This is a genomic window from Macrococcus animalis (genome assembly GCF_047425875.1).
GTDB lineage: Bacteria > Bacillota > Bacilli > Staphylococcales > Staphylococcaceae > Macrococcoides > Macrococcoides animalis.
In genome coordinates, this window is the sequence record NZ_CP179727.1 from 2,313,009 (window position 1) to 2,328,099 (window position 15,091).

The 15,091-nt window shown below is 28.3% G+C and carries 24 protein-coding genes; 23 read left to right on the plus strand and 1 reads right to left on the minus strand.

Going from position 1 to position 15,091, the window contains the following annotated elements; all coding sequences use genetic code 11:
- Nucleotides 1-59 precede the first annotated feature (59 nt).
- From ACMGE9_RS12275 to ACMGE9_RS12375, 21 genes are all read left to right on the plus strand, one after another.
- Nucleotides 60-737 carry a DnaD domain protein gene (locus ACMGE9_RS12275; protein ID WP_414043050.1) on the plus strand — a complete coding sequence of 226 codons (678 nt, stop codon included), beginning with the start codon at nucleotides 60-62 and terminating at the stop codon, nucleotides 735-737.
- On the plus strand, nucleotides 727-1,422 hold the full coding sequence (gene nth / locus ACMGE9_RS12280; protein ID WP_414043051.1) for an endonuclease III: 696 nt from the start codon (nucleotides 727-729) through the stop codon (nucleotides 1,420-1,422). Before ACMGE9_RS12275 ends, nth begins: the two co-directional genes overlap by 11 nt.
- A 139-nt stretch (nucleotides 1,423-1,561) precedes the next feature.
- Nucleotides 1,562-2,641 (plus strand): tyrosine-type recombinase/integrase, encoded by a 1,080-nt coding sequence (locus ACMGE9_RS12285; protein ID WP_414043052.1) that lies wholly within the window; start codon nucleotides 1,562-1,564, stop codon nucleotides 2,639-2,641.
- The gene (locus ACMGE9_RS12290; protein WP_414043053.1) at nucleotides 2,641-2,988 is read left to right on the plus strand and encodes a hypothetical protein; all 348 of its coding nucleotides are present in this window, start codon (nucleotides 2,641-2,643) and stop codon (nucleotides 2,986-2,988) included. The genes ACMGE9_RS12285 and ACMGE9_RS12290 overlap by 1 nt, the downstream gene beginning before the upstream one ends.
- Nucleotides 2,989-3,202: 214 nt before the next feature.
- On the plus strand, nucleotides 3,203-3,385 hold the full coding sequence (locus ACMGE9_RS12295) for a hypothetical protein (protein WP_414043054.1): 183 nt from the start codon (nucleotides 3,203-3,205) through the stop codon (nucleotides 3,383-3,385).
- A gap of 142 nt (nucleotides 3,386-3,527) precedes the next feature.
- Nucleotides 3,528-3,980, plus strand: a complete 453-nt coding sequence (locus tag ACMGE9_RS12300; protein ID WP_414043055.1) for a Bro-N domain-containing protein — start codon at nucleotides 3,528-3,530, stop codon at nucleotides 3,978-3,980.
- A gap of 86 nt (nucleotides 3,981-4,066) precedes the next feature.
- Nucleotides 4,067-4,387 (plus strand): hypothetical protein, encoded by a 321-nt coding sequence (locus tag ACMGE9_RS12305; RefSeq protein ID WP_414043056.1) that lies wholly within the window; start codon nucleotides 4,067-4,069, stop codon nucleotides 4,385-4,387.
- 92 nt (nucleotides 4,388-4,479) lie between these two features.
- On the plus strand, nucleotides 4,480-4,677 hold the full coding sequence (locus ACMGE9_RS12310; protein WP_414043057.1) for a hypothetical protein: 198 nt from the start codon (nucleotides 4,480-4,482) through the stop codon (nucleotides 4,675-4,677).
- A gap of 693 nt (nucleotides 4,678-5,370) precedes the next feature.
- Nucleotides 5,371-5,568 carry a hypothetical protein gene (locus ACMGE9_RS12315; RefSeq protein ID WP_414043058.1) on the plus strand — a complete coding sequence of 66 codons (198 nt, stop codon included), beginning with the start codon at nucleotides 5,371-5,373 and terminating at the stop codon, nucleotides 5,566-5,568.
- A 57-nt stretch (nucleotides 5,569-5,625) separates the two neighbouring features.
- Nucleotides 5,626-5,796, plus strand: coding sequence for a hypothetical protein (locus ACMGE9_RS12320; RefSeq protein WP_414043059.1), 171 nt, complete (start codon nucleotides 5,626-5,628; stop codon nucleotides 5,794-5,796).
- Nucleotides 5,797-6,267: 471 nt separating this feature from the next.
- Nucleotides 6,268-6,408, plus strand: a complete 141-nt coding sequence (locus ACMGE9_RS12325) for a hypothetical protein (RefSeq protein WP_414043060.1) — start codon at nucleotides 6,268-6,270, stop codon at nucleotides 6,406-6,408.
- A 27-nt stretch (nucleotides 6,409-6,435) separates the two neighbouring features.
- Nucleotides 6,436-7,848, plus strand: coding sequence for a hypothetical protein (locus ACMGE9_RS12330; RefSeq protein ID WP_414043061.1), 1,413 nt, complete (start codon nucleotides 6,436-6,438; stop codon nucleotides 7,846-7,848).
- Nucleotides 7,849-8,084: 236 nt separating this feature from the next.
- On the plus strand, nucleotides 8,085-8,642 hold the full coding sequence (locus ACMGE9_RS12335) for an HNH endonuclease (RefSeq protein WP_414043062.1): 558 nt from the start codon (nucleotides 8,085-8,087) through the stop codon (nucleotides 8,640-8,642).
- 76 nt (nucleotides 8,643-8,718) lie between these two features.
- Nucleotides 8,719-10,245, plus strand: a complete 1,527-nt coding sequence (locus ACMGE9_RS12340; RefSeq protein ID WP_414043063.1) for a hypothetical protein — start codon at nucleotides 8,719-8,721, stop codon at nucleotides 10,243-10,245.
- Nucleotides 10,235-10,609, plus strand: a complete 375-nt coding sequence (locus ACMGE9_RS12345; RefSeq protein WP_414043064.1) for an HNH endonuclease — start codon at nucleotides 10,235-10,237, stop codon at nucleotides 10,607-10,609. Before ACMGE9_RS12340 ends, ACMGE9_RS12345 begins: the two co-directional genes overlap by 11 nt.
- Nucleotides 10,610-10,638: 29 nt before the next feature.
- Nucleotides 10,639-10,971: a hypothetical protein gene (locus ACMGE9_RS12350; protein WP_414043065.1), complete on the plus strand. Its 333-nt coding sequence runs from the start codon at nucleotides 10,639-10,641 to the stop codon at nucleotides 10,969-10,971.
- A gap of 63 nt (nucleotides 10,972-11,034) precedes the next feature.
- Nucleotides 11,035-11,271: a hypothetical protein gene (locus ACMGE9_RS12355; RefSeq protein WP_414043066.1), complete on the plus strand. Its 237-nt coding sequence runs from the start codon at nucleotides 11,035-11,037 to the stop codon at nucleotides 11,269-11,271.
- A gap of 14 nt (nucleotides 11,272-11,285) precedes the next feature.
- Nucleotides 11,286-11,480 (plus strand): hypothetical protein, encoded by a 195-nt coding sequence (locus tag ACMGE9_RS12360; RefSeq protein WP_414043067.1) that lies wholly within the window; start codon nucleotides 11,286-11,288, stop codon nucleotides 11,478-11,480.
- Nucleotides 11,477-11,665, plus strand: coding sequence for a hypothetical protein (locus tag ACMGE9_RS12365; RefSeq protein ID WP_414043068.1), 189 nt, complete (start codon nucleotides 11,477-11,479; stop codon nucleotides 11,663-11,665). The genes ACMGE9_RS12360 and ACMGE9_RS12365 overlap by 4 nt, the downstream gene beginning before the upstream one ends.
- 39 nt (nucleotides 11,666-11,704) lie before the next feature.
- Nucleotides 11,705-11,857, plus strand: a complete 153-nt coding sequence (locus ACMGE9_RS12370; RefSeq protein ID WP_414043069.1) for a hypothetical protein — start codon at nucleotides 11,705-11,707, stop codon at nucleotides 11,855-11,857.
- 14 nt (nucleotides 11,858-11,871) lie between these two features.
- On the plus strand, nucleotides 11,872-12,696 hold the full coding sequence (locus ACMGE9_RS12375) for an N-6 DNA methylase (RefSeq protein WP_414043070.1): 825 nt from the start codon (nucleotides 11,872-11,874) through the stop codon (nucleotides 12,694-12,696).
- Nucleotides 12,697-12,810: 114 nt separating this feature from the next.
- Here the strand turns inward: ACMGE9_RS12375 and ACMGE9_RS12380 are convergent, their stop codons facing one another.
- Nucleotides 12,811-13,662 (minus strand): hypothetical protein, encoded by an 852-nt coding sequence (locus ACMGE9_RS12380; protein WP_414043071.1) that lies wholly within the window; start codon nucleotides 13,660-13,662, stop codon nucleotides 12,811-12,813.
- Nucleotides 13,663-13,996: 334 nt separating this feature from the next.
- On the opposite strand from ACMGE9_RS12380, the gene ACMGE9_RS12385 reads away from it, so the two are divergent.
- On the plus strand, nucleotides 13,997-14,470 hold the full coding sequence (locus tag ACMGE9_RS12385; protein WP_414043072.1) for a phage terminase small subunit P27 family: 474 nt from the start codon (nucleotides 13,997-13,999) through the stop codon (nucleotides 14,468-14,470).
- Nucleotides 14,470-15,069: a terminase large subunit domain-containing protein gene (locus ACMGE9_RS12390; RefSeq protein WP_414043073.1), complete on the plus strand. Its 600-nt coding sequence runs from the start codon at nucleotides 14,470-14,472 to the stop codon at nucleotides 15,067-15,069. The genes ACMGE9_RS12385 and ACMGE9_RS12390 overlap by 1 nt, the downstream gene beginning before the upstream one ends.
- Nucleotides 15,070-15,091: the final 22 nt, after the last annotated feature.

Genomic DNA, 15,091 nt, shown 5'->3' on the forward strand with positions numbered 1-15,091 from the left:
TATAATCGTATAGATATAGTGATATATCTGTACGATTTTTCTATCATAAGGAGGGGGCTATGAGTATATTTAAACAAGATGTCATAATTCCTCGCGTATTATTCAACCACTATCATCAACTTGGAATGAGTGAAACTGAGCTCATTATGATTATGAAAATTATCGAACTATCAAATGAAAGTAGTTTACCATCTTTCGAAACGATAAGTCATGCAATGAGTATAGATAAAGCACAAGTGATGTTAATTTTACAAAACTTAATTAGTAAAGATTTTATAAAAATAGACGTCAAAAAGTATGACGAGCTTCATTTTGAAGAAAGATTTGATTTATCACCTTTGGAAGCTCGTTTATCTGGTTTGTCAGAAGAACAGGATAAATCAAAAAACATGAGTGCTCAGCAAGCAAGCTTTAAAGAAGTATTTGAACGATTTGAAGTTACGTTTGCGAGACCTTTAACACCAATTGAAATTGAAACTATTACCCACTGGATAGATACTGATAAACATTCAGCGCCACTTATTTTAACTGCACTTAATGAAGCAAGTAGTCATAATAAATTGAGTATAAAATACATCGATCGAATATTGCTCAATTGGAAGAAAAGAAATGTGAAAACGATTGATGAGTCGAAAGTTATTAGTAATGAGTATAAGCCGTCAAAAACTTTATCAAAAACAGTGCCAGATATACCTGTTTTTGATTGGGTGAATGGAGAGAACCCTTATGATAAGTAAGAAGAAAACTTTAGAAATGTTGGATATCATTGATGAAATGTTTCCAGATGCAGAATGTGAACTCTTACACGATAATCCATTTGAGTTAACTATTGCAGTGTTATTATCTGCACAATGTACGGATGTACTCGTTAATAAAGTAACAAAAAAATTATTTCAAAAGTATAAAACACCAAAGGACTATATCAGTGTTAGTGTTGAAGAATTAATGAATGATATTCGCTCGATTGGTCTATACAAAAATAAAGCAAAAAATATTCAAGCACTTTGCCAAATATTAATTGATAAATACGATAGTGAGGTTCCAAAAACACATGCCGAACTTGTAGCATTACCAGGTGTAGGACAAAAAACGGCAAATGTTGTTGTATCCGTAGCATATGGAATTCCTGCACTTGCAGTGGATACACATGTTGAGCGTGTATCGAAACGACTTGGCATTTGTAAGTGGAAAGATAATGTGAAACAAGTTGAAGCAACGTTATGTAATAAAATACCGAAAGAACGATGGAATAAAACGCATCATCAACTTATCTTTTTCGGACGCTATCACTGTGTCGCATGTAATCCGAAATGCTTAGAATGTCCTTTATTAAAAGATTGTAGAGAGGGACGTAAACGCCATAAGGTGGTGGTATCATCCCAAGTGGAAACACAACGTGAGAATGTAAATATTACCAATTGATGTTATCTTTCCATTTGAACTTTGTAACTATAGATGGTATTAATTGGTAATAAATATTAAAATCATCAAAATGGAAAGATAACACGCTAAATTACGAAAGTACGGGAATTAACTCTTTCCACCCTTGAATCTATACAGTATGTCTGAATCTCTTTATTTGATTGAATTTTCAATTGAAATAAGGAGATGTTTTATTATGAAAAGAACTTTAACAAGAAAGCATGTGAAAGTTGCTGAGGTTGACAAAGGTTGGGATAGAGTAAGAAAGATTGTAATTAATCAAAAAGTATTAGAAAACTGTTCAGCATCAACCATTGATGGCTACAATCGTATATTTACAGCATTACAAGAATATTTCGGGGATAGAGAAGATGCTATGAATATAACTGAATCTGAAGCTAAAAATTTTATTAGATGGCTGAATACAGACAAAGTTCATTATCATACTCGTAATGATGAAAAAACGAAACAACGAGGAATCAAAGCATCAACAGTTAATACTTATTTGAAATTATGTAAAACTATCTATACAATTTTAGTTGAGCAAGAATATATTTCTAAAAGCCCATTCAATAAAATTAAATATCTTAAAAGACAAAAAGAAACAGTTAAGACTATTCCTTTGGATGAATTGAAATACTTTTTAGATAGTTTAAATCAAACTTATTACACTGAATTTCGTTTATTCGTTGGTATTCATGTTTTGTTAGATACATTTGGACGTATAGACGAAGTTATGAATATTAAACTAGATGATATAGACTTTAAAAAACAGATTATACTATTTCCAAAAACTAAAAATAACCAACCTCGTTACGTCGGTTTCACTAATAGAACAGCTAAACTAATGAAAGAATTAATTGAAGAAACTAGGGATTTTCAATCTGAATATTTATTCGTTGGATCAGCTGGTAAAAAATTATCACCTGAAGCATTTAGAGCTAATCTTAAACGTTATCAAGAGATGTATGATATTAAAACTCAGTTTAGTTGTCACGCTTTTAGACATACAGCAGCTATGCTATTCATCGAAAATGGTGGTAACATACGTATACTTCAGAAGATATTAGGACATGCAAGAATAGATACAACTGAAATTTATGCACATGTTAGCGAAGAAATAACTATTAGTAGTCAAAAAGAATTTTCACCTTTGGATAATGTATTTAATGCAAATCTTAATAATAATATAAGAACACGAAAAAGAAGGTTGAAATAATGGCTAAAATCACAAATAAAATTCACTTTAATCATGTGAAAATCAATGTAGATAAGAATATCATTATTGAATCTAATAGAGCAAAAGGTATAATAAAAGTATATAAATTAGATAAGGTAGTTGAGAAATTTGAAAAATTAGCTGAATATAAAGCTGACACTAACAAGTATTTAATAATCAGAATTAAATATCTTAATTCAAACAAAACTGAAGTATTTGAAATTCACTCATATCATATTGCAAATGAAGAATTAATATTGATTCATTTAATAGATAATGAATTTGTAAAAGAATATATTAATCTTGATGCAATTGAATATGATATAAAGAATATCAATCTAAACTAAATAATCAATAACAATATCAAAAAACACTTCATATTTATGAAATATCATAGGCTATATGAAGTGTTTTTATTTTGGGTACTATTTGTCTATTTAACTACTATCGTTCTATTTGTCCATAATGCTGTGAAGATATGAAGCGTATAAAAGATTCTATATGACAAGTTAATATGAAATCATGATATAATAAAAGTAAATAAATAGAAGAGGTGTCATTATGTTAGATAAAAAAGCAATCAAGATCATGTACATTGTATTGTTAATCACCTGTACAACTGTTTTAGCAATATCATTTATTATAGATACGAATTTAATTTTAAAAATTGCTAATGTAATTGTTATTGTAACTTCTATTAAAAATATTCAAGAAATTAATAAAGAAGTTAAAGGCACTCATTAAGTTGAGTGTTTTTTTATTTTGAATAGAATCAATTATAGTAGAAGAAACAAAACAAGAGTTACAAGTAGTAGAGCAAGAACAAAATAATAAAGAACAGAATTCAATTCAAACATTTAATTTTGACGAGTTACCAGTGAGAACTATGGAGATTGATAACGAACCGTATTTTGTAGGTAACGATGTTGCACAAATATTGGGATACGAAGATTATCGAGGAGCAATTAGTAAGAAAGTTGATAACGAAGATAAGCTGCGTAGCCAAATTAACCACGCAGGTCAAAACAGACATGTAACGCTTATCAACGAATCGGGATTATACGCATTAATCTTCAGTAGTAAACTTGATTCAGCTAAACGTTTCAAACGTTGGGTGACATCAGAGGTATTACCTCAGATTCGTAAAACTGGCTCATATAATGTTGATACTAATAATAATTTTAATACGCAAGAGTTATTACAAGACCCAAACAAGTTAGTTGAGTTGTTAGAGATGGTTACTCAGGAAATTAAGAATGGTCAAGTGTTACAATTAGAATCACAAGAAATGAAGAAAGAGTTAAAGGTTAAGGAAGAGGAATTGAACATATTTGTATAAAATTTTCAAAATCACTTGTAATGAAATAATATATAACATAAAATGTAACTGTAGTTTAAAATTATATTTCAAAGGAGAGTTTATCTATGAAAAAAATGACAAAGATTTTATCTACGGTTGCGATGTCTAGTGCGCTTTTTTTAAGTGGATATGGTGTAAGCTTAGATCAACAAAGTCCAACGAATGTGAAGGTTAGTGAGAATAAAGCAGATGCACTAGGTGCTAAAGTTTTATTAGAAAAATGGATGTATAATTCTTTTGAATATCGTAGTAACTATTTCGTTAATAATAAAAGAATATATGTAGACAAAACAAGAAAAAGTAATTTAGCTAAAGTTCGAGTAGTTTATAGTATCACTAGCAGTAAGAAAAAAGTTTTTACTTATTATAAAGTAGTTTATCGTTAATTTACACTATAAATAAAATGGGTGGTATATTTTTGCCACTCATTTTTTATTTTCCAAAGACAAAATATAATATGCAAAGGGGATAGAATCAGATGATACAGATTAAACAATCATTCTATGTTAAACATAATAACAAATTTTATAAAGTAGATGTACTTGGTGATTCTAATAATAATTACACTCACGCTATTGTAATTGGTGAAAACTATTTTAAACAATTGGAGCTTAAAAGTTATGAAGATAAGGTTGAAGATGTTGTATTGTGTCATTTAAAAGCATTTGTAAGATAATATTTCTCAAAATAAAATCAGAATTTTATCATCAAAGTAAGTGTATATTTGCAATTATAATAACAATTATAATAGGGAGATATGTTTTTATTTATAATTCGGTCACAACAAGTAATAAAATAGCTTCAATTCCAACAATTAATATGTAGGATAGTATTTGAAATTATAATTCCGTCAAAATAACACTAAATCATCATGTAAAACGACAATACTAATAGGGAGATATGTATTTGAAAAAGTAATTTTAAAAATGCTCGACATTTTAGCACTAAACTCGACAATACTATATGAGAAGATATATATTTGAAATTGTAATTCCGCAGAATCTTTGTATTTTTCAAGTAAAATAGACAATACTAATAGGGAGATATGTATTTGAAAAAGTAATTTTAAAAATGCTCGACATTTATTGAGTTGTTTTCGCAATTACTATTGAGAATACTTAATCTAAAATATCTCATAAAAACTTTACACTTGTATCTATATAGTATAGATAGAGATTAATACTCATTACCTCCTGATGATTATTATTTTATTTCTAAATTCATTTTTCCATTTCTTTTTTTAATTTATTATTTATTTATCAAATCTCCGAAAGGTGTCCAATAATTTGGGCATCTTTTTTTTGATGGATATTAGTGTAATTAATTAAACGAAATGAACATATAAATCTTACAGAAAGGAGCTACTCAAATGAAAGAACAATTGAATGAAGAGTTACGTTTGCAGATGAAACAGTTTAGATCAGAAAATTACAATCCAAATATTAATAAGATTGCTGAAGCTTGCAATATGAATTATACACAATTCGCAGATTGGCTTAGAGGTGAACGTAACTTTAAAAAAGATACATTAGGAAGAATCAAGAAATTTCTAAATGGAAAAGTTTAGAATACAAAAGTAATAATTCAAGCAAAAAAATATTTAAATATAAGGGGTCGTTATATAATGAATAATAAATTAAATGAAGAAACGAAAGTTAATGAAGTTAAAGAGGTTACTATGGAAGATGTTTTTAATGAATTAAAAAAGTTGAATCAATTGATGGAAGAGAACATTCAATTAAATAGGGAAACGATGTTTGATTTAAAAGATATGAAACAATTAATAATATTTTAAAAGAATGACTCACATTCAAAGCATTTCGCTTCGCTTCATTGAATGATGAGTTTGTCGCAAGCAAGCTTGCTCTCTTCTAACTATCGTGATTCTATAGAGTCCTGAAGTAAATAATTATTAAAGAGAGGGCACGAAGTGCACGACAAGGTGTGTGAAATCAAGGAACGGAACGTAGTGGAGTGGATGTTTTACCACCTAAAATAAAACTGGATTGAACAAATAATAATAGGGGACAAAGTTTGTTTAACTATAGTATCTCTTTAGTTAAAGGAACTTCGTCCCCTATTAAAAAAATGAATGATTACCACCCCTGAACTACCTAATAAGATATATTATTAATTTATTACTTATTAGGTAGATGAGGGGGGGTAATGGTGAACGTTGAAAATAATAGTGACCGAAGTTTGTTTAACTATAAATTATTATTAGTTAAACAAACTTCGGTTCCTAAATAAACATGGAGCTGACTATATGGAAATAATAAAAATTGAACAGAAACAAGAAATCATTAAGGGTGGCAAATTATTAAATAAAGATACAGGAGAAATTGTAGATGTGCCTGAAGGTTATGATCTCGCAATAGAATGCACATTAATAACATATGTAGAATGAAATTATAGAAACGGAGTTTTGGAAATTATGACAAACAATAACATGATAGAAATCAAGTTGAAAAGAAAAACTGTAAAAATTAATAAAGATGATGTAAAAGGTTTAGTGGGTCGCAATGATGTAGATTTAATGGAAATATTAAAAGTATTTGATAACGAAACTTATATTGAAAAAATGAAAAATCCAAACAAAAAAATAAGCAACAATATGAAAGTATCATTATTAACAACACTAGAACAATTCGTTGAGAAATATACAACTTACAAGAATCCAGAAAATAAACGACAAGTATTATATTCAATTGAAAAATTACATAATGAAGATGCAACACCAAAGGAACGTGAAGAGGATAAAGGTGGATTGCCAGTTGGCGATTTTACAACTCATCTTGAGGCGTTAGTATTACTTAGCTTAAATAATAATCTGTTACCAAAGGGAGATTTAACAGCTGGACAATGGGCTTTACACTTTGGATTAGTAAATCAATCTCAATTTGATGGATATAAGCAGATGAAATATAACAGTAATAAAAAGAAGATGATTGAACATTGTAGAGATATTACTTCTGATGTAGTTGAATTCTTAAATGAACATGGAACAATGGAAATTAGAAAATATTCAGATGAAGAAATATCAGTTAAATTGCATGAGGTATTTTATTCATATGAAACTGTTATTAAGAGAATGCAAGGTGCCTTAGGTAGATTAGATAAAGATAAATTGATTGAATATCACAATGACTATGCATATGGTATTTTGATTAATGGAAATAAGAAAGAATTAACTGAAGAAGAACAACATTATCAAAAAGAACTGAAAGGTATATTATCTGTTTTATCTAAAGAGCAATTAGAAGAGTATGAAAAACAAAAGAAGAAAAAAGAATATGAAAATAAAAGAGTCTTGCTTGATCCTACTCAAGTTTCTGAATTGGTTGCATTAAAGTTACAAGTGAAAAAGGAAATTGAAGAAATGAAAGAGAACGGTGAAAAGGTTAATAAGTTCTTAAGTATTAAATTATTAAGTGAGAAATTAAAAGCAGATGGGTTAACTAATTCAAAAGGTGAGAATCAAAAATTTCAATTCACTTTTAAAACAGCTTCAATCAATAAATATTTCACCGATAAAGAATTAAATCGTTATCTAAATAAAAATGAAAAACTTAAAGAGATTTATGATAAAGGTGTAGAAGAAGTTGTTAATAAATATAATGATTTGCGTTTAGAGTATTTAATCGAATGGTTCGAGAAAACATATTTAAAGAATTTGAATTATTATGAAACTGTTGAGATCAATAAAAATTATATTGGTAATAAGGGTGAGGATTTAATACAGGGTGAACGTGATAGAAAAATTCATATGCAAAAAGAATACTATGATTACGGTAAAAGATTATCAACAGCTTTAATGACACAAGAATTTGCTGTTGGACATAACTAATACATAAGCAACATACAACACATACATATAAAACTAAATAGAATACATATCTAAGGGGCTAGCGCTTAAGCTCCTTTAATTTTTATGGGCTATTTGCTTAATTTAGGATAGACTTGTCCAATTTATCTATAAATCAATTATAGCTCATACACGCATGATTTTGCAAGAGAAATTAATAAGAATTTGGAGATTCTTTAATAAATATAAAACTAAAATTTGAATGGAGATTATCAATTATGAAATTAGAAAATGTTAAAGCAAGTGCAGAAGCATTGGAATTACAAGAATTATTAGCAAAAGGTGAAGCAAAGTTATATGAAAGTTTGAAACAAGTTGATATTTATGTATCAAAACATTCAAAGGTTTACAGTCATCATCGCAACACAGGTAAGGTCATTGAGAAAAAACAAACATTTCATAAAGGTACGGGTTACATGAGAGTCAAAGTTGGAGAAAGACCAGTAGAAGTACATTCATGCATTGGAAAGTTATGGGTATTCAATCCACAATCAGATGTGTTTGATACTTTGGATCATATCGATGACAATAAGCTCAATAATGACCCTAGAAATTTACGTTGGACAACAAGAGGTCAAAATATTAAATACTATCATCAGTTAGAAAGAGATAAAGGTATTACTCACAACAAACGCTTTTTAACAATGGATGAAGCTTTAGAGATTCGTATGAAACATGCATCTGGAGCTACAGTAAATGACTTAGTTAAAGAATATGACAAGCCTTATAGCGTGATTTATCAAGTCGTAAATAAAATTACATACATAAATTTATAGATTGAATTAATACATAGGCAATACATACATAAGTAATACATAGCAATACATACATATACTAGGAGATTGATACATAATGAAGAAAAATAATGGAATTGATTTTAAAAATAATATAAATGAATTAGTTGAGTACCATTTTGAAAAGATTATTACAATGACAACATCAAATAGGGCAGTTACAAACTGTTCTACTGATGAATATGTTGATAGAACTATTGATGATACTGAATTGTGTTCAATTGGTGCTAATTTAAAAATTAAAGGTATTGATAATTTAGATGGAGCTTCAAGACAATCAAGATTAGCTAGATTTTATGTGAAAATGTATAACAAATACAAATATCAGATTGAAGTAAAATCAGACTTCATTCAAATTTTTGCAATGCTGTTCGTGGAAGGTGCTAATCAATTGGATCAGTTAGAAAGTTTAGATGAATTGTTAGCTGATGATAAATTATACAATACACGAATGAAATATATAAGAGATTATATTGAAAATCACATTATGATTGAAGTTAATCCATATTCAAAAACTATTAGTTTAGCACGAGATGAAAATGGTAAAGAAATCAGAAAAACTATTACTTTAGATGGTGCTGATAATTCTATACATACTATTGTAAATAATGATGATGAACAAAGTGAATTAATCAATTTTTTAGGTGATGAAAATAAATTATGGACGTATGGAGATAAAGCTCATTACAATCACTTCTTACAATGGTTTGACGAGAATAAAGAAAGATTATTAACTGAGAAACAATTACAAAAGTATGAAGCTTTGAAAGATATTTATGTAGCTAAAACAGATAACAGTAAAGAAACTCAAGCTAACAGAAGAGCAATGTATGATATGAGCAATTTGAATAAACAAGATATTAAAGCGTTTAAGAGAATCGTAAAGAATCGTGTTGTTAAAAAATATCAAGAAGAGTTTGGAACTGAGAATAAATATGGTTTCAATACGAATAATAGAAATAAAATGAGAGAAGTTTTTGAACAATATGTTGAGATGTGTAATGCATCTGATATGTTTGATGATGCGACTCATAGACAAATTGAATTGAGTAAATATGTTGCTCAACATTATGAAACTGAAGCATTTGAAATTGTAATAACAAAGGGATTAAGCTTGGATGAGAAAAAGAATATAGTTAGATGCTGTAAAAGTAAAGAGTTGTTGAGTCATAGAATAATCAGATTGATTAGACAAAACATTGAAGCTGAGTTAGCTAAGGAAGTAAGGGAAGTAGTTCCAGCTAAGCAAGAATGGGAAGGTTACAATGAATATACTTTTAATGATGTTCGACATGTGAAAGAAAGATATTTAAATTTACATTCTGATGGATCGTTAAAAGTTGATACGAGTAGACATGAACTAGAGCATGAAGAAATGTTACAACAGAAAGATAAATATTATGAATTTGTAGCTGAGTCTAAAAGTAGTGAATGTAAAACTTACTGTTTAAAATGTTATGAAGAGGGAGCGTATGTTGAAAAGCATACGTTCTTTTTTGATGAATTAAAAGCTAATGGCAATAAGAAATGCATTAAATTATGTGAGAAATGTGATGCTGAAGAGCTGAAGAATTATGTTGTATAACATATGTTCACATCCACGTTGTAGCGAAGAGATAGAGAAACCTCTTAAATATTGTGATAAACATAAAAATGATAAATCGAGTAATGCATACAATAGAACAAGATATGATAATAACAAAGAATACATAAAATTTTATAACAGCGGACATTGGAAACGCAAAAGAAAACAAGTATTACGAAGAGATGATTATATATGTCAAAGTTGCAAAGCTAAAGGACTTATTAAAGTTGCTGATGTTGTGGATCATATTATACCAACAAAAGTGGATTGGGATAAGAGATTGCATTTAAACAATTTACAATGTTTATGTAATGAGTGTCATAATATCAAAACTAAAGAAGATAAAATCAAATACGGAATTTAACTAAAAATAGAAAATGGAGACGATGTAGAATGTTAAAAAAATTATTTGGTAAAAAGAATGTTGTAGCATATGATATAAAAGTGAATACTGTTGTTAAAGAAAAGGAATTATACGCTATAAATACTAAAAACAAAATTGATAGTGAAAGAATGTTTGAATATGTTTGTTTACAAAATGTTTCAGTGAATAATACAGATTTTGAAGAAGGTATGAAATACAATTTATATGAAAGAAATAATTACTACTATTATAACGAAACAAATTTATATATTGAAAAAGCATTAGTTGATAAATTATTTATAAGAAAATATTCACCAGTCGCAGGTTCGAATAGACCAATCGAATATATTCAAAATTATTAATTGAGGTAGCTTAATTGCTATCTCTTTTTATATTACAAAATTATAGAAAATGGAGCTGTCAAAATGAAAAAATATTTATGTATAAAAAGTACTTTCTCTGAAAAACAAGGTGCTGTTTATGAAATTGGAAAAGGTGACAGAGAAATTATTCATATTAAAAAACTGTTAAATTCAGTAAAAGAAAAAGATTATGATTACTATAAATATCTGATTGAACAAACAGAATTTCAAGTAAAAGAAACAGAACATTATTTGAATAAAGAATTTATGGATAAACATTTTATTGAATTACAAAATTAATGGAGATGATATAGATGAATGAAAATTATAGTCGTATCAAAAACATGGTAAAAGCAGGTAGAAGTATTCTGAGTCACGATTGGGACACTTCGGAATGGATTGTACAAAATATGATTGTACATGAAAAAAAGTTAATGACTGAAGATGAATTCAAAGAAGTGTTTCAACAAGTTAAAGATGAATTAATTGAAGAGGAGCTAATGAAATGATAGATGAACAATTATTAATTAATAAGTTTGATGTGGCAAAGAGAGAACAACTGGTTAGAGTATTTATTGATGGACAAAAGTATTATTGTGAGTCAGCTGATGAGTTGATTGAACAAGTTAAACGAAAGAAAGAATATGATGATAGATTAAGTAAAATGAAAACATTGAAAGATTATATGAGTTAGTAGTATTAATCTCACTGAATATGAAAAGTAGGTGAGAAAGTGTATAAAGATTTAACAGAAGAACAAATTGAAAGAATCAAGAATAGAATTGAAGAATTAGATTTAGATCATATAGAAGATGAAGCAGATTATATAAGATGTTTTGAATATTATAAGAATGAATTGCTGAATGGATATTTGGACGAATACTAGAAGGATGTGATGTGATGACAGATAAGTTTGAATGGATAGCTGTGAAATCAGTTGATGAATTACATAAAGTAATACGAGAAAAAGGTATCGTTAAAGAATACAAATACATAGATGATGTTTTACATATTGCATATAAAGAGTCATTAAAAGATGAAGAGAACTTAGATAAGTACGCTGATATAATAAATGGATTACTAGATATCAAGAATAGTTATCAAGCACCTCAAAAAATTATGGATATATTAACAGGTGATATTAAAGAACGTCATAAAGTTTTTAATAATTTCTTAGAAACATTTGATAAAGATTTGGACTGGGACTGGTTTCAGAAATACTTTGAAAGTGAACACGCTGATAGAAAGAAAAAGAAACAAGATTATACACCTAATTCTGTGAGTCGAATATTAAGTGGACTTGTTGAAGATACAAATAATTATTATGAAGTATGTGCTGGAACAGGTGGGATCATGATTCAAAGATGGTCACAAGATAGATATAAACATTCACCTTTTGAATATAAGCCTTCAATGAATTTTTATATTGTAGAAGAGTTAGATGATAGAGCGTTTCTATTTTTATTATTCAATATGCTTATAAGAGGGATGAACGGTATAGCTATTAAGTGTGATGTACTTACAAGAGAAAGTGAAGCAGTTTATTTTATACAGAATGATGATGATGATTATACGAATTTTAGTAAATTAAATCTGATGCCTTATAATGAAATGATAGAGAAAGAGTTCAATATTAAATTTGTTGAAGATGTAAGACATAAAGAAGTAAAGCAAAGTAGAAAAGTAGATTGGCTATTAAAATTAGAAAGTGAGGATATAAAATGATTATATTTATTATGGTGTTGATGTTGATAGTTCAAGTAGCAATATATGGTGTGTTAGATGAGATTAAAGATAATATGTAATAGTTGAATAGACTGAAGAAAGAAAGGACACTGATTATTTGTCAGTGTCTTTATTGTTTGTTTTTCCAAATGATATAATAATTATTATTTGAATTATTAAGGACATATGAGGGTATCCAGATTTATCATTAATATAATTACCAGCAAGGTGTTGAAAGATTGCATAAGTAATCAATTTAAGATTTATTAAATCATTTGTACTTAGACTAAGTTCTATAAAATAATTTAGTTGACTTAATTGATTACTAATAGAACCATTAAATTGTTCAATTAGTTGATATGATGTTGGTACTGTGTAAGTAGGTGCTGGAACAAATACAGTTTTAAATGCTTCTACAAATCTTTTTTGTGCTTCTTTTTCATCTACGAAGTCTAAGAAATCAACGACAGACATTTCTTCAGCTTCAACAGGATATTCTTTAGCATAGCTTTCAAACAACTCTAAAGTTCTATCAATCTCTTCTTTATTTTCTTCATAATATTTCAAAGCATGATTTACTGGTGAGAAAACTTTATTAGCTTGTGTAATCCAATTGCTACTTATATTAGTTATTGAAGATAGTTGTTTAGAGTATGAAGAGTTTATTTCCTTTAGTCGACTTGATAATGATGAAGTTAATTCTTTGTGTAAGTTGCCGAAAGGTTTAATAGTGCTCATCTCTTTTCGTAAGTTAGATGATAAACCAAAGACAGATAGATCAGATTGTGAGAATGGTTTAATCCTTTTCATTTGATTTGAAGCGTTGAAGAAAGTTGGTTGCTTAGGTGTGAATAATCTACTTTGAATGCTAGTAGTGTTAAAAATAGGTTTCGTAACAAAAGGTTTCGTAATAGTAGAACTATAAATCTCAGAAAATGACTTTGGATAAGTAAAAGTATTATTCAATAAGGTAATTCCTTTCTATGTAAGATTTAATTAATATTAATTAATTATATTATAATACGAATACGTGTTCGTGTCATGTTGTAATGCTTTCAAAAAAATAAATTTTAATATTGACTTTTTAAAAATGAAAATGAAAAATAAATTTATAAAAATAAAATTTCAAATTTGGAAGCCCCATGCGAAATAACGCATCAAATATTTTTATCAGATTTAACCGAGCGCCCTCATCTAATTCAAACTCCGTTTTGAATGTCCAAAAATATAGAATATCTCCTAAAACGCATGTAAAACAATTTTTACCATATTAATAAAATAGAAAGGACTGATAGAAGTTATGGTAAGACCTCAAAAACCTTTAGTTAATATGAATCAACATTTAACTAAAGCAGAAATTGAAGCAAAACAAAATAAAGAAAAAGCATTAGAAAAGTTTGAGAAACTGAGTAAGACACCACCTAAATATTTAACTGATATTGCTAAAGCTGAATACAAAAAGGTGTACAAACTGATTCAACATTTACCAGTAGCTCAATTGGATCAACAAACATTAATAACATATTGTGAGTTGTATTCAGACTATCGAGATGTACTAGAAGAGATCACAGCATTAAAAGTAATATTAGAAAAAGATTATGATTTAGTAATTGATAAACAACTTACAACTAAACGTAGACAAAAGTTAGAAATTCTAAGAGAAATGAAATCTGTAGGCAATATGCTAGGTATGAGTATTGATAGTAGATTAAGATTAGCTCCAGCTGAATCAACAGAAGAGGATGAGTTCCTTAAAGCATTTGGTGATGCATAATGACAGAAATAATAGACTATACAACTCTATATGCTGAAAAAGTAGTTAATGGTGAAATCATTGCATCCGATAAGAATATTAAATCATGTCAACGTCACTTGGACAACTTAGAAGCGGGTGTAGATGGATATGAATGGAGACCAGATTTAGCTAATCGTGTTACTAAGTATATTGGTACATTGCCAGATATTAAGACAGGTACACCATTACCAATGCTATTGTTTCAACACTTTATATATGGCTCGTTATATGGCTGGGTACATGAGGGTACTGAGATAAGACGTTTTACAAAAGCTTATATAAGCACTGGACGTAAACAATCTAAGAGTATGACAACAGCTGGTATAGCTCAATATGAAATGCTCTTTGGTAAATCACCTTTAAGACAACGTGAGGTATACATTAGTTCAAATGCTTATAAACAATCACGTATCATATTTGAAATGGCTACAAGTCAAATTAACTTATTAAAGAAGAAATCACGATATTTAAATAACAATGTCAAAACACTAGATAAAAAAATTGAGTATCTCAAAGATGAAAGTATAATTTCACCGTTATCAAATTCGCCAGACTCAGCAGATGGTACTAACCCTTAACATGAGGGGCTTTATACAGTGA

Coding starts and splice junctions, on each gene's coding strand:
- ACMGE9_RS12300 (WP_414043055.1), top strand. CDS start 3,528: ATGGAGATTGATAACGAACCGTATTTTGTAGGTAACGATGTTGCACAA.
- ACMGE9_RS12325 (WP_414043060.1), top strand. CDS start 6,268: ATGGAAATAATAAAAATTGAACAGAAACAAGAAATCATTAAGGGTGGC.
- ACMGE9_RS12310 (WP_414043057.1), top strand. CDS start 4,480: ATGATACAGATTAAACAATCATTCTATGTTAAACATAATAACAAATTT.
- ACMGE9_RS12390 (WP_414043073.1), top strand. CDS start 14,470: ATGACAGAAATAATAGACTATACAACTCTATATGCTGAAAAAGTAGTT.
- ACMGE9_RS12355 (WP_414043066.1), top strand. CDS start 11,035: ATGAAAAAATATTTATGTATAAAAAGTACTTTCTCTGAAAAACAAGGT.
- ACMGE9_RS12345 (WP_414043064.1), top strand. CDS start 10,235: ATGTTGTATAACATATGTTCACATCCACGTTGTAGCGAAGAGATAGAG.
- ACMGE9_RS12275 (WP_414043050.1), top strand. CDS start 60: ATGAGTATATTTAAACAAGATGTCATAATTCCTCGCGTATTATTCAAC.
- ACMGE9_RS12350 (WP_414043065.1), top strand. CDS start 10,639: ATGTTAAAAAAATTATTTGGTAAAAAGAATGTTGTAGCATATGATATA.
- ACMGE9_RS12340 (WP_414043063.1), top strand. CDS start 8,719: ATGAAGAAAAATAATGGAATTGATTTTAAAAATAATATAAATGAATTA.
- ACMGE9_RS12290 (WP_414043053.1), top strand. CDS start 2,641: ATGGCTAAAATCACAAATAAAATTCACTTTAATCATGTGAAAATCAAT.
- ACMGE9_RS12385 (WP_414043072.1), top strand. CDS start 13,997: ATGGTAAGACCTCAAAAACCTTTAGTTAATATGAATCAACATTTAACT.
- ACMGE9_RS12315 (WP_414043058.1), top strand. CDS start 5,371: ATGAAAGAACAATTGAATGAAGAGTTACGTTTGCAGATGAAACAGTTT.
- ACMGE9_RS12320 (WP_414043059.1), top strand. CDS start 5,626: ATGAATAATAAATTAAATGAAGAAACGAAAGTTAATGAAGTTAAAGAG.
- ACMGE9_RS12365 (WP_414043068.1), top strand. CDS start 11,477: ATGATAGATGAACAATTATTAATTAATAAGTTTGATGTGGCAAAGAGA.
- nth (WP_414043051.1), top strand. CDS start 727: ATGATAAGTAAGAAGAAAACTTTAGAAATGTTGGATATCATTGATGAA.
- ACMGE9_RS12285 (WP_414043052.1), top strand. CDS start 1,562: ATGTCTGAATCTCTTTATTTGATTGAATTTTCAATTGAAATAAGGAGA.
- ACMGE9_RS12295 (WP_414043054.1), top strand. CDS start 3,203: ATGTTAGATAAAAAAGCAATCAAGATCATGTACATTGTATTGTTAATC.
- ACMGE9_RS12375 (WP_414043070.1), top strand. CDS start 11,872: ATGACAGATAAGTTTGAATGGATAGCTGTGAAATCAGTTGATGAATTA.
- ACMGE9_RS12330 (WP_414043061.1), top strand. CDS start 6,436: ATGACAAACAATAACATGATAGAAATCAAGTTGAAAAGAAAAACTGTA.
- ACMGE9_RS12360 (WP_414043067.1), top strand. CDS start 11,286: ATGAATGAAAATTATAGTCGTATCAAAAACATGGTAAAAGCAGGTAGA.
- ACMGE9_RS12335 (WP_414043062.1), top strand. CDS start 8,085: ATGAAATTAGAAAATGTTAAAGCAAGTGCAGAAGCATTGGAATTACAA.
- ACMGE9_RS12305 (WP_414043056.1), top strand. CDS start 4,067: ATGAAAAAAATGACAAAGATTTTATCTACGGTTGCGATGTCTAGTGCG.